This window comes from Xanthomonas sp. CFBP 8443 (assembly GCF_025666195.1).
Lineage (GTDB): Bacteria > Pseudomonadota > Gammaproteobacteria > Xanthomonadales > Xanthomonadaceae > Xanthomonas_A.
Genome location: NZ_CP102592.1, coordinates 3,650,995 through 3,663,110, shown reverse-complemented (window position 1 = coordinate 3,663,110; position 12,116 = coordinate 3,650,995). Strand labels below are relative to the sequence as shown.

The 12,116-nt window shown below is 68.9% G+C and carries 10 protein-coding genes; 4 read left to right on the top strand and 6 right to left on the bottom strand.

Features of this window, described 5'->3' with window-relative positions; genetic code table 11:
- Window positions 1–17 precede the first annotated feature (17 nt).
- Window positions 18–1,613, bottom strand: coding sequence for a GMC family oxidoreductase (locus NUG20_RS15375; RefSeq protein WP_263395310.1), 1,596 nt, complete (start codon window positions 1,611–1,613; stop codon window positions 18–20).
- 122 nt (window positions 1,614–1,735) lie between these two features.
- Between NUG20_RS15375 and NUG20_RS15370 the strand changes: the two genes are divergently transcribed.
- Window positions 1,736–3,100 carry an NTP/NDP exchange transporter gene (locus NUG20_RS15370; protein ID WP_263395309.1) on the top strand — a complete coding sequence of 455 codons (1,365 nt, stop codon included), beginning with the start codon at window positions 1,736–1,738 and terminating at the stop codon, window positions 3,098–3,100.
- A 90-nt stretch (window positions 3,101–3,190) separates the two neighbouring features.
- Window positions 3,191–3,544, top strand: a complete 354-nt coding sequence (locus tag NUG20_RS15365) for a DUF1304 domain-containing protein (protein ID WP_263395308.1) — start codon at window positions 3,191–3,193, stop codon at window positions 3,542–3,544.
- A gap of 15 nt (window positions 3,545–3,559) precedes the next feature.
- Here NUG20_RS15365 and NUG20_RS15360 read toward each other — a convergent pair whose 3' ends face one another.
- From NUG20_RS15360 to NUG20_RS15350, 3 genes are all read right to left on the bottom strand, one after another.
- The gene (locus NUG20_RS15360; protein ID WP_263395307.1) at window positions 3,560–4,036 is read right to left on the bottom strand and encodes a hotdog fold domain-containing protein; all 477 of its coding nucleotides are present in this window, start codon (window positions 4,034–4,036) and stop codon (window positions 3,560–3,562) included.
- A 115-nt stretch (window positions 4,037–4,151) separates the two neighbouring features.
- Complete coding sequence (locus tag NUG20_RS15355; protein ID WP_263395306.1) at window positions 4,152–6,632, bottom strand: acyl-CoA dehydrogenase; 2,481 nt, start codon at window positions 6,630–6,632, stop codon at window positions 4,152–4,154.
- Window positions 6,629–7,486: an alpha/beta fold hydrolase gene (locus NUG20_RS15350; protein WP_263398499.1), complete on the bottom strand. Its 858-nt coding sequence runs from the start codon at window positions 7,484–7,486 to the stop codon at window positions 6,629–6,631. Before NUG20_RS15350 ends, NUG20_RS15355 begins: the two co-directional genes overlap by 4 nt.
- 202 nt (window positions 7,487–7,688) lie before the next feature.
- Between NUG20_RS15350 and NUG20_RS15345 the strand changes: the two genes are divergently transcribed.
- A complete protein-coding gene (locus tag NUG20_RS15345) occupies window positions 7,689–8,300 on the top strand; it encodes a TetR/AcrR family transcriptional regulator (RefSeq protein WP_263395305.1) in 612 nt (203 codons plus the stop codon).
- The gene (locus NUG20_RS15340; RefSeq protein WP_263395304.1) at window positions 8,300–9,592 is read left to right on the top strand and encodes an aspartyl/asparaginyl beta-hydroxylase domain-containing protein; all 1,293 of its coding nucleotides are present in this window, start codon (window positions 8,300–8,302) and stop codon (window positions 9,590–9,592) included. Before NUG20_RS15345 ends, NUG20_RS15340 begins: the two co-directional genes overlap by 1 nt.
- A gap of 48 nt (window positions 9,593–9,640) precedes the next feature.
- Here NUG20_RS15340 and NUG20_RS15335 read toward each other — a convergent pair whose 3' ends face one another.
- Both NUG20_RS15335 and NUG20_RS15330 read right to left on the bottom strand, forming a co-directional pair.
- Window positions 9,641–10,207 carry a 2OG-Fe(II) oxygenase family protein gene (locus NUG20_RS15335; protein ID WP_263395303.1) on the bottom strand — a complete coding sequence of 189 codons (567 nt, stop codon included), beginning with the start codon at window positions 10,205–10,207 and terminating at the stop codon, window positions 9,641–9,643.
- The gene (locus tag NUG20_RS15330; protein ID WP_263395302.1) at window positions 10,204–12,048 is read right to left on the bottom strand and encodes a tetratricopeptide repeat-containing sulfotransferase family protein; all 1,845 of its coding nucleotides are present in this window, start codon (window positions 12,046–12,048) and stop codon (window positions 10,204–10,206) included. Before NUG20_RS15330 ends, NUG20_RS15335 begins: the two co-directional genes overlap by 4 nt.
- Window positions 12,049–12,116: the final 68 nt, after the last annotated feature.

Here is a 12,116-nt window from a genome sequence, read left to right as displayed (position 1 = left end):
CGCGCCGGCGCGGCGGCTCAGTCGCGCAGCGCGCTGCGGCCGCGGATCAGGTCCGCGGCGCGTTCGGCGATCATCATCGTCGGGCCGTTGGTGTTGCCGCTGACCAGGCGCGGCATCACCGACGCGTCGACCACGCGCACGCCTTCCAGCCCGCGCAGGCGCAGCTGCGGATCGACCACCGCCTGCGCATCGTTGCCCATCCGGCAGGTGCCGATCGGGTGGTAGATGGTCTCGGCCTTGGCGCGGATGTAGGCGATCAGGCCGGCCTCGTCCAGGTCCTCGCGCGCCGGCAGCAGCGGCGCGCCGCGCCAGGGATCGAACGCCGGCTGCTGCAGGATGCGCCGCGCCAGGCGCGCGCATTCCACCAGCATGCGCAGGTCGAAGCCGTCGGGATCGCTGAGGTAGTTCGCCTGCAGCCGTGCCGGCGTGCGCGGGTCGGCGTCGTTGAGCGACAGGCGGCCACGGCTGCGCGGCTGCAGGTGGCAGGCGTGCAGGGTGAAGCCGTCGCCGGGCAGGCGGTTGCGGCCGTGGTCGTCGAGCATCGCCGGCACGAAATGCAGCTGGATGTCGGCGCGCGCGTCCGGCGCCAGCGGCGAGCGGATGAAGCCGCCGGCCTCGGCGATGTTGCTGCTGCCGGCGCCGCGGTGGCCGCGCAGGAAATAGTCGAAGGCGATCTTCAGCTGGTTGCGGCGGTCGTAGCTGATGCCCGGGCGGGTGCGGTACAGCGTGCACACGTCCAGGTGGTCCTGCAGGTTGGCGCCGACCTGCGGCTGGTCCAGGCGCACCGCGATGCCGTGGCGTCGCAGTTCGTCGGCCGGGCCGATGCCCGACAGCATCAGCAACTGCGGCGAGTTCACCGCGCCGGCGCTGAGCAGCACCTCGCGCGCGGCGCGCGCATGCACCTCGCTGCCGCGCTGCGCATAGGCCACGCCGACCACGCGCTCGCCCTCGACCAGCAGGCGCAGCACCAGCGCGTCGGTGATCACCTGCAGGTTGTCGCGCGCCTGCGCCGGGGCCAGGTAGGCGACCGCCGCCGAGCAGCGCGCGCCGTTCTTCTGGGTGACCTGGTACAGGCCCACGCCCTGTTGCTGCGGTCCGTTGAAATCGGGGTTGTGGGCGAAGCCGGCCTGCTGCCCGGCGGCGATGAACACGTCCGAGAGCGGGTTGTGGTAGCGCAGATCGGACACGTGCAGCGGCCCGTCGCCGCCGTGCAGCGCATCGCCGCCGCGGCTGTTGCGTTCGCTGCGCCGGAAATAGGGCAGCACGCCGCGCCAGTCCCAGCCCTCGGCGCCGTCGGCGGCCCAGTCGTCGTAGTCGGCCGCCACGCCGCGCACGTAGCACATCGCGTTGATCGAACTGGAGCCGCCCAGCACCTTGCCGCGCGGCCACCACAGGCGCCGGTCGTTCAAGGCCGGCTCCGGCGCGGTGAGGTAGTTCCAGTTGATGCGGCGGTTGCCGGCCAGTCGCGCCAGGCCCGCCGGCATGTGGATGAAGGGATTGCGATCGCGTGGCCCGGCCTCGATCAGCAGCACCTTGCAGTCGCGATCCTCGCTGAGCCGGTTGGCCAGCACGCAGCCCGCCGAGCCTGCGCCGATGATGATGTAGTCGTACACCCGCGGTTCCCCTGTTTCGTGGCGCCGACGCTAGACGCCGCGGATAGAGCATATGCTCGGCGCGCCGCAACGTGCATGCGGCGCCGCGGCGCCGGGCCTGCGCGCGGGCCGCAGCGCTGGCGATGTTGCAGTGCATCGGCTACCGTGCGCGCAACCACACGGCGAACGGCGAGCCGATGCAAGCGGAAAACAAGCGCGTCCAGACCGGCGAGCTGCGCGCGGTGCTGCTGTCCTTCGTCTATTTCTTCTGCGTGCTGTCGGCGTACTACGTGATCCGGCCGGTACGCGAACAGCTGTCCGCGGCGGTCGGCTCGACCCAGCTGCCCTGGTTCTTCATGGCCACCTTCGTCGCCACGCTGCTGCTGACCCCGCTGTTCGCGTGGATGGCGGCGCGCTGGCCGCGGCGGATCGTGGTGCCGGCGGTGTACGTGTTCTTCGCGCTGTGCCTGCTCGGCTTCGTGCCGCTGTTCAGCGGCCATGGCGGGCTCAGCCCGCGCGCGCTGGGCATCGTGTTCTTCGTCTGGGTCAGCGTGTTCAACCTGTTCGTGGTGTCGGTGTTCTGGAGCTTCATGGCCGACATCTGGAGCAACGAACAGGCGCGGCGGCTGTTCCCGCTGATCGGACTGGGCGGCACCGCCGGCGCGGTGGCCGGCCCGCTGCTGACCCGCGGGCTGGTCGGGGTGATCGGCGTGGCGCCATTGCTGGTGGTGTCTGCGGCGCTGCTCGGCGTCGCGCTGGTGTGCGTGATCCTGCTCGGACGCTGGGCGCGGGTGCATGGCGCGCGCCGCCACGACGCCGGCCACGAGGCGGCGGTCGGCGGCGGCATGTTCGACGGCCTCAAGCAGATCCTGGCCAATCCGTTCATGCGCGGCATGGCGCTGCTGATGCTGCTGGGCGATTGCATCGGCACGGTCGGCTACGCGCTGATGACCGATTATTCCGGCGCCACCTTCCACAACGCGGTCGAGCGCACCCAGTTCGCCGCCAACATCGACATGCTGACCAACGCGCTGCAGATCGTCGTGCAGATCACCCTGACCCGCTGGCTGCTGGTGAAGAAGGGCGCAGGCGCGGTGATCGCGCTATGGGCGCTGATCAGCGTGGGCACGCTGGTCGCGACCGCGTTGTCGCCCGATCCCTATGCCCTGGCGGTGTGGATCGTGCCCTGGGTGGTGCTGCCGCTGGTGATCACCCGTTCGCTGGCCTACGGCATGGTCGGCCCGGCGCGGGAATCGCTGTACACGCGCGTGCCGCGGCAACTGCGCTACCAGGGCAAGAACGCGGTGGACACCGCGGTCTGGCGTGCCGGCGACGTGGCGGTCGCCTCGGCGATGAACGGCCTGCGCGCGCTGGGCATGGGCGTACCCGGTTTCGCCGCGCTGGCCGCAATTGCGGCCACGCTCTCGGGCGTCATCGGCTGGCGCCTGGCGCGTGCCGTCGAAAGCGCCGCGCCCACCGCGGCAGAGACGCCGCCGCCAACGCGCTGATCCGCGCCGACATGCGTTGCTGGGCCGCGATGCCCGCCGCAGCGCCAGCGGCTATGCTGTGCGTCTTCTCTTTTGCCGACGGACGCGCGCATGACCCTGCTGGCCTCGATCCTGGTGTGCCTGGTGGCGCTGCTGCACCTGTATTTCCTGGTGTTGGAGATGTTCCTGTGGACCCGGCCGCTGGGCATGAAGGTGTTCCGCAACACGCCGGAAAAGGCGCAGCTGACCAAGGTGCTCGCGGCCAACCAGGGCCTGTACAACGGCTTTCTCGCCGCGGGCCTCGGCTGGGGCGTGGCGGCGCAGCGGGTGGACGTGATGCTGTTCTTCCTCGGCTGCGTGGTCGTGGCCGGCCTGTACGGCGCTTGGAGCGTCAGCCGCCGGATCCTCTACGTGCAGGCGCTGCCGGCGGCGCTGGCGATCGCGGCGCTATTGCTGGCGTCTTGAGCGCCGCGCAGCTGCCTAGCCCTTCGCCTTCGTGCGCGGCGACACCCACATGGCGATGCTGGCGAAGAACACGACCTGATCGCCTTCGTCGCGGATCTCCACGCTGACCGGCATTTCGTAGCCGCTGTCGGCGGCCACGATCGCCACGTCCGGCGTCGCCACCGCGTGCATCGTGCCGCGGGCCTTGCTGCGGTATTCCACGCGCATGCCTTTCGGGATCCAGCGCATCGACGGCGGCAGGCTGGCATCGACCATGACCCCGCCGGCTAGTTCGGCCAGGTTGCACAGCGCGATCGCATGCACCGTGCCCAGGTGGTTGCTGACCCGCCGCCGATGCGCGAAGCGCGCCTCGCAGCGGCCCGGCTGCAGCACCGTGATACGCGGGGCGATGCTGGCGAAATAGGGTGCCTTGAAGCACACCGCGCGCGAGAACAGCCATTGCCCAGCCGGCCAGCGTTGCATGCGTTGATAGAGCGACAGCAGTTGGCTCATGGTGTGCGTCTCCAAATGACGACGGCGGACCGAAGTCCGCCGTCGTGGTGAGCGTGTCGCCGGCGTGGATGTTGCCGGTTTTGAAGCAGGCCGGTGTGGAACTGGCCGGTTTGGATCAGGCCGCTTCGCGCGAATGGTCGTCGCCGGCCGTGGCGCGGTGGTAGTAGCTGGCCGAGCGCAGTTCGTCGGCGTCGAAGTCGTCCACGCTGATCGTGTCCATGGTGATCTCGCGCAGTTCCTCCAGCTGGCGGCGCTCGTCGGCCGACAGCACGCCTTCGCGCACCGCCTCGTCCAGCTGCGAAGCGAAGTCCAGCGCCTCGATGCCCTTGCTCTTGAGCGCCTTCAGGAACTTGCGCTCGACCGGCTCGGCCAGCACCGCCTTGGTCAGATAGCTGGCGATGCGCCCGCCCGGGTTGTTCTCGCACGGGGTCAGGAACACGCCCTGGCCCAACCGGTCGCGGGCTTCGTTCGGGGTCATCAGCAGCGCGGCGACGCGGTGGCCCAGGCGGTCGCCCGGCGCTTCGGCGCGGCGGCCCCAGGGGAAGATCAGCGCCCACATCAGCCAGCCCACCGGGCGGATCGGGAAGTTGCGCAGCGCAGCCGACAGCGCCAGCTCGATCTTGTGCACGCTGTCGTGGAACGCCCACGCCAGCAGCGGCTGGTCGGTCGCCGGCGCGCCGTCGTCGTGGTAACGCTTGAGCATCGCGCTGGTCATGTAGATGTGGCTCAGCACGTCGCCCAGGCGGCCGGACAGCGATTCCTTGAACTTCAGCTTGCCGCCGAGCATCAGCATCGACACGTCGGCCATCAGTGCCAGGTTCGCCGAGTAGCGGTCCAGCTTGCGGAAGAAGCGGCGGGTGTAGGCGTCGCCCGGGGCGGCGCCGATGCGCGCGGCGGTCAGGCCGAACCACAGCGAGCGCACCGCGTTGGAGATGGCAAAGCCGATGTGACCGAACAGGTTGCGGTCGAACTCGTCGACGCCGGCCTTGTGGTCCGGATTGCCGGCGGCCTTCATCTCCTTCATCACCCACGGATGGCACAGGATCGCGCCCTGGCCGAAGATCAGCAGGCTGCGGGTCATGATGTTGGCGCCTTCCACGGTGATCGCGATCGGCGCCGCCTGCCAGCTGCGGCCGGCGAAGTTGCGCGGCCCCAGGATGATGCCCTTGCCGCCGACCACGTCCATCACGTCGCTGATGACTTCGCGGCTCATCGAGGTGCAGTGGTACTTGGCGATCGCCGACGGCACCGACGGCACGTCGCCGCGATCCACCGCCGCGGCGGTGGCCTGAGACAGCGCGCTGATCGCGTACGCCTTGCCGCCGATCCGCGCCAGCGCCTCTTCCACACCCTCGAAGCGGCCGACCGACAGGCCGAACTGCTTGCGGATGCGCGCGTAGGCGCCGGTGACGATGGCGCCGTACTTGGCGCCGCCGCTGGCGGTGGAGGGCAGGGTGATCGAGCGGCCCACGGCCAGGCACTCGTTGAGCATGTTCCAGCCCTTGCCGACCATGTCCACGCCGCCGATCAGCTGGCTGAGCGGGATGAACACCTCGCGGCCATGGATCGGGCCGTTCTGGAACGGCGAGTTCAGCGGGAAGTGGCGGCGGCCGATCTCGACCCCCGGAGTCTCGCGCGGCAGCAGCGCCAGGGTGATGCCGATGTCCTTGGTGTCGCCGATCAGGCCGTCCGGGTCGTACATGCGGAACGCCAGGCCGACCAGCGTCGCCACCGGCGCCAGGGTGATGTAGCGCTTGTCGAAGGTCAGCTTGACGCCGAGCACGTTGGCGCCGTTCCACTCGCCCTTGCAGACGATGCCGTAGTCGGGGATCGAGGTCGCGTCGGAGCCGGCGAACGGACCGGTCAGGCCGAAGCACGGCACTTCCTGGCCCACCGCCAGGCGCGGCAGGTAGTAGTCCTTCTGCTCCTTGGAACCGTAGTGCAGCAGCAGCTCGCCCGGGCCCAGCGAGTTCGGCACGCCGACCGTGGAGCTGACCACGCTCGACACCGAGGCGATCTTCTGGATCACCTTGTGGTGGGCCAGCGCGGAGAAGCCCAGGCCGCCGTATTCCTTGGGAATGATCATGCCGAAGAACTTGTGCTTCTTGACGAAACTCCACAGTTCCGGCGGCAGGTCGGCATGGACGTGGGTAATTTCCCAGTCGTTGGTCATGCGGCACAGCTCTTCTACCGGGCCGTCGAGGAACGCCTGCTCCTCGGCGGTCAGCTGCGGCTTGGGATAGTCGAGCAGCTTCTGCCAGTCCGGGTCGCCGGTGAACAGTTCGCCCTCGAACCCGACCGAGCCGGTTTCCAGCGCGATGCGCTCGGTCTGCGACAGCGGCGGCAGCACCTTGCGGAACACCTTCAGCATCGGCGCGGTGAGCAGCGGCTTGCGCACGAACGGCAACAGCAGCGGCACCGCGACCAGTGCCAGCAGCACCGCGGCGACGATGGTGGCGGTGTGGTTGGCGCCTAGCAGCCAGCACGCGACCAGCAGCGTGGCGCTCAGCGCGGCCCAGACGGCGAGTCGCATGCGGTGATAGGCGGCGAAAGCGCCTGCCAACAACAACACGAGGAAGGGTGCGACGATGCTCATGGGCTTGCTCCGGGGACATGCTCGGTGACGGCGGACGGTGCGGCGGCGCTAGCCGGTGGCAGTGCGTCCAGATAATGCAACACAGTGGCGGTAAATGCGGCGTTGTCGTCGCCGGCCAGCATATGCGTGGCCTCGGGCAGGTGCGCATGTTGCGCATGCGGCACCAACGACAGGAAGTCTTCGATGGTCTGCGGCGTGACCAGGTCGCTGCGCCCGCCGCTGACCAGCAGCAGCGGGCACTGCACCTTGCTGGCGGCCTGCGCGATCGCATCCTGGTGCTGGTCGCTGTCGCGCGCCAGTTCCTCGACCAGGCGCGGATCCCAGTGCCAGTACCAGCGGCCGTCGGCGTGCCGGCGCAGGACGCTGCGCAGCGCCTCCGGCGACTTGCGCGCGCGCTGCGGCAGATAGGCGGCGATCGCGTCGCCGGCCTCGTCCAGGGTGGCGAAGCCGTGCGGATGCGCGCTCATGAAGGCGAGGATGCGCTCGACCCCGGCCGGCTGCCAGCGCGGAGTGATGTCGACCAGCACCATCGCGCGGAACAGGCCCGGCCAGCGTGCCTCGGCCATCAGCCCGAACAGCCCGCCCATCGAGGCGGCCACCAGCACCGGCGCCGGCGCCATTTCGCCGGCGACCACGATCAGGTCGTCGGTGAACTGTTCGCCGCGGTAGGCCAGGGTGGCGGGATTGCGGGTGGAGTCGCCATGGCCGCGCGCGTCGTAGGCGACGCTGCGATAGCCATGCGCCTGCAACGCCGCAGCGCTGGTCATCCAGGCGTGCCGGGTCTGGCCGAAGCCGTGCGCGAACAGCACGCTGCCGGCGTCGCCGGAGTCCATGACGGTCGCCGCCAGGCGCATGTCGTCCGCGCCGGAAAGCACGGCGGAGGCGGCAGTGGGCGCGGTGGAGGGAGAGGAAACCATACCGGCTAGTATGGAGCAGTGCGCGGCGATGTCAATACGATGCAGTATGGAGGCGAAAAGCCAACGCTGCCGGGCATTTGCGCTCGATTCATGGAGCACACATACTGCAACCGACTTCCCCGTATGGTTAAATCGCCGGATGAACAATGCTTCCGCGCCAAGCACCGACGATGCCGCCGCTCCGAGCGGCGGCCGCAACAACCGACTCAGCGCCGAAGACTGGGCGCAGGCCGCACTGGACCTGATCGCCGAGCAAGGCGTCAACGCGGTGGCGGTGGAGCCGCTGGCGCGCCGGCTCGGCGTGACCAAAGGCAGCTTCTACTGGCATTTCCCCTCGCGCGATGCGCTGCTGCAGGCGGCGCTGGAGCGTTGGGAACTGGTCGAGCAGCAACAGGTGTTCGGCAGCCTGGAAGAGGTGCCGGATCCGCGCACCCGCCTGCGCGCGCTGTTCCAGCTGGTCGCGCACGAGGTCAAGCCGCACATCATCTATAGCGAATTGCTGAAGGCGCTGGACCATCCGGCGGTGCGTCCGGTCATCGACCGGGTCTCGCAACGGCGCATGGAGTACCTGATCGCCTCGTTCCGCCAGGCCGGACTCAGCCGCACCGATGCCCAGCACCGCGCCCGGTTGGCGTATGCCGCCTATGTCGGCTTCCTGCAGTTGTCGCTGCAGCTGCACCAGCCAAAGCAGGCGCGCGAGGAGTTCGAGGCCTACGTCGAACACGTCATCGTGACCCTGATCCCGGGCTGATGTTTCAGGAACTGACGCGCGCTAGCGTGCACGAGGAGGTGCGCCGCCATCTCGCCCAGGGCGACTATCGGCGTGCCGATGCGCTGTGCGAGCAGGTCCTGGCCAAGGCGGCGGACGATGTGACGCTGCGGCGTATGCACGCGACGCTGTTGACGGAGAGCGGCCAGCTTGCGCGCGCGGCGCAGGCATGGACCCTGGTGGCCGCCGCCGAGCCGACCCTGGAGGCGTGGAGCCGGCTGGGCATGTGCCTGGCCCATCTGGGCGAGCATGCGCAGGCGCTGCCGGCGTTCGAGCAGGCCTTGCAGCTGGCGCCGGACGCGTTCCTGGTGCGGCTGTGCTACGCCGAGAGCCTGGATGCGGCGGGGCGTGGCGATGACGCCTTGCCGATGTACTTCGCCGCGGTGCATGCCGCGCAGGCCAAGGGCCGCTGGCTCGACCAGCGCAGCACGGCGCCGGAGCTGCAGCCGCGGGTGCTCGCGGCGATGGCGCGGATCGACCGGGGTCGGCACGCCCTGCTCGCGGCCGCGGTGCAGCCGCTGATCGAGCGCTTCGGCGAAGCGGCGCTGCGCCGGGTGACGGCGGCGCTGCGCATCTATCTGGGGGTGCAGCCGCGCCCGGCCGACGATGGCCAACGCCCGACCTTTCTGTATGTGCCCGACCTGGATCCTTCGCCGTATCTGGGTGCCGAGCGCTTCCCCTGGTACGCGCGGCTGCAGGGCGCCACCGAGGGCATCTGCAACGAAGTGCGGCAGGTCCTGGCTTCGCGCCAGGCGGTGCAGCCGTTCCTGGATTTCAGCAATGGCGCCACGCCGCAGGACTATCTCAGCGCCAAGCAGGGCGATGGCGCCTGGGACGCGTACTTCTTCTATCGGCATGGCGTGGCGCACGCCGAGAACCTGCAGCGTTGCCCGATCACCGCGGCGGCGCTGGCGCACGTCCCGTTGACCCGAATCGACCTGCACGCGCCGGAGGTGCTGTTCTCGATCCTGGCGCCCGGCACCACGATCAAGCCGCACTATGGCGTCAGTAATTCGCGGGTGGTCACGCATCTGCCGCTGATCGTGCCGCCGGACTGCGCGCTGGAGGTGGCCGGCATCGCCCACGCCTGGCAGGTCGGGCAACCGGTCACCTTCAACGACAGCTGCCTGCACCAGGCCTGGAACCATAGCGACCAGGTGCGGGTGGTGATGATCCTGGATACCTGGCACCCGGACCTGGAAGAGGCCGAGACGCTGGCGCTGCGGCAGTTGATCGAGTCGATCGGCGCGTTCAACCTGCGCGCGGGCCTGTAGCCAAGCGGCCGCGTTCGCACGGCCGGGCCGGCGCGCGCGGCACGCTGCTCAGCGTTTGAACATCAGGTAGGTGGACAGGATGTACTTGGCGTTGGAGACCGGCGGATTGCCGACGTGCTGGTACATCCAGTACGGCGGGAACATCAGCAGCCTGCCGGCGCGCGGCGCGGTTTCCACGTCCAGGTCGCAGAAGCGCGTGGTGCCGCCCTCGGCCACGTCGTTGAGATACCACAGGAACACCAGGTAGCGCTCGGACACCTCGTCGATCGAATCGAAGTGCGGCTGGAACCGGTCGCCGCCGCCGACCTCGTATTTCTTCAGGATCAGCCGGTCGATGGTCGGGCGGTAGGGAATCGACAGGGTCAGCCCGAGATCCTGGTTGTAGCGCGCCAGGTAGTGCTCGATCTTGTCCAGGAAGAATCCCAGGAACGCCGGGTCGGCGAGCTTGCCGACATCCAGTTCGGTCCAGTTGCTGTCGCCGAGCACCGCGCGGCTGTTGCTGCCGTTGCGCTGGTGATGCGCGCGCGAGGCCTCGAAGCCATCGATCAGCTGGCGGCAGAACGCCTCGGGCAGCGCGTCGTCGTAGCTGCGGATGTAGTCGCTGAGCGCTTTCATGGCGCAGGCATCTCCAGGTCGTAGTCCCAATGCGCGGCCACCGGCTGCAGGATCGGCAGCGCGCTGGCCAGCCACGGTGCGTACGCATGCCAGCGATCCACCGCGCGCCGGTTCACCGGCTCCACCACCTGCGAATAGCTGGGCGTGCTGATATAGCCCTTGCGCGCGGCGTGCTGGCTGAAGCCGGCCAGGAATTCGGGTTGCGCGATACCGAGGAAACCGCCGATGCGCTGCACCTGTGCCGGGAAATCGGCCACCGTCTCCTCGTACTTGAGGACCAGCAGGTCCGGCTGCAGCAATGCCTGGTGGTGGATCCAGAACCGCATCGCGTTGACGTAGCTCTTGGCCAGGCGCTCCAGGCTGGAACACAGCACCATGAACGCCGGAGAGCGGAAGTTCTGCATGTAGCAGCTCAGCAGCACGTCGCAGGGATGGCGCAAGGCGAGGATGATCCTGGCGTTCGGGAACAGGCGCATGATCATCGGCAGGCGCAGCATGTTGAGCGGATTTTTGTCGACCAGCTGCTGGCCCGGTGCCAGCGCGATGACCTTGGCGATCTCCGACCAGTACACCTGGCGCATCGCCTCGACCTGCGCCTCGTCCAGCTCGCCGAGATCGTAGGGATAGTGCTTGCCCTGCGCCTCCATCCATTCGATGCAACGCTGCAGAATCGCGCGTTCGTCCATCGACGCGTAGCCCGGGTGCGCATCGAGCATCTGCTCGAGCATGGTGGTGCCCGAGCGCGGGAAGCCGACGATGAATACCGGCGAGGCGTCGCTCCCGGGCGCAGCGTCGCGCGCCTGTGCATAGCGCGCCTGCGCCTCGTCCAGCCACAGGCTCGAAACCTTCAACGGTTCTTCGTTGGAGTGCGCGATTTCCGGCACGGTATCGGCGGCAAGCTTGAAATGGATGGCATGCGCCTTCTCCAGCATCGCCATCGCGGCGGCGGGATGGCGTTGCTTGTCTTCGATACCGGCCAGTGCGAAGTAGGCGTTGGCCTGGGCCTGGATCTGCGGCTGCAGCGCGAGCAGGGTCTCGGCGGCGCTGCGTGCGGACGCGTAGTTCTTGCGCCGCAGTGACAGCGAAGTTTCCAGCTGCAGCACGTCGACGCGTGTCTGCCGGTCGTGTTGCTGCGGCATCGATGCCGCTTGCGCAAGCAAGGCTTCGGCCTGCTCGACGCGATTGGTGCGCTCGTAGAGCTGCGCCAGGCGGATGAGGTTGGACAGCGACGGGCTTTGCCCCGGCCGGTTCTGCGACAGCAGCGCCTCGGCTTCGTCGGTGCGGCCGACCTGGATCAATGCGGTCGCCAGTTCCTCGCGTAGGTTGTCCGGAAGCTGCGGCCAGACCGCTGGTGGCGGCAGCAACGTCGCTGCGCGCTGCGCGTCGCCGCACTCGAAGCAGGCGATGGAGGCATAGATGCGCGCCTCGGCCTGGGAGGGGTCCAGGTCCACGGCATCCAGGAAGCGGTGGCGGGCATGGGCGATGTCGCCCTTGTCCAGCAGCAGCAGGCCGTAATCGACCAGGAAGTGGTAGGTGCGTGGCGCCAGCGACAGCGCTCGCTGATAGGCGTGCTCGGCCGGGGCATGCTCGCCGAGCGTGCGCAGGGTCAGGCCGAGGTTGGCCCAGTGCGCGGACTCGTGCGGTTGCAGTTCGGTCAGGCGTTGGTAGATGGCGGCGGCGCCAGCGGTGTCGCCGGCATGCTGCAGCGACATCGCCAGCAAGGTGTTCCAGGACGGGTCGCCTGGAACGCCCGCCAGCGCCTGTCGGCACAGATCGGCTGCGGCTGCGGCCTGACCTTGTTCGATCAGCTGGATGGCGTAGTGCAGTTGCGGTGAATTCATTTGAGTCTGCCAATGAAAAGGGCCGCGCGAATCGTTCGCGCGGCCCCGTCTTCAAACAAAGAGCGTCG

Bases quoted from the DNA above. Each gene is read 5' to 3' on its own strand.
- NUG20_RS15370 (WP_263395309.1), top strand. From the start codon at position 1,736: ATGTTGCAGTGCATCGGCTACCGTGCGCGCAACCACACGGCGAACGGC.
- NUG20_RS15365 (WP_263395308.1), top strand. From the start codon at position 3,191: ATGACCCTGCTGGCCTCGATCCTGGTGTGCCTGGTGGCGCTGCTGCAC.
- NUG20_RS15360 (WP_263395307.1), bottom strand. From the start codon at position 4,036: ATGAGCCAACTGCTGTCGCTCTATCAACGCATGCAACGCTGGCCGGCT.
- NUG20_RS15355 (WP_263395306.1), bottom strand. From the start codon at position 6,632: ATGAGCATCGTCGCACCCTTCCTCGTGTTGTTGTTGGCAGGCGCTTTC.
- NUG20_RS15350 (WP_263398499.1), bottom strand. From the start codon at position 7,486: ATGCGCCTGGCGGCGACCGTCATGGACTCCGGCGACGCCGGCAGCGTG.
- NUG20_RS15345 (WP_263395305.1), top strand. From the start codon at position 7,689: ATGAACAATGCTTCCGCGCCAAGCACCGACGATGCCGCCGCTCCGAGC.
- NUG20_RS15340 (WP_263395304.1), top strand. From the start codon at position 8,300: ATGTTTCAGGAACTGACGCGCGCTAGCGTGCACGAGGAGGTGCGCCGC.
- NUG20_RS15335 (WP_263395303.1), bottom strand. From the start codon at position 10,207: ATGAAAGCGCTCAGCGACTACATCCGCAGCTACGACGACGCGCTGCCC.
- NUG20_RS15330 (WP_263395302.1), bottom strand. From the start codon at position 12,048: ATGAATTCACCGCAACTGCACTACGCCATCCAGCTGATCGAACAAGGT.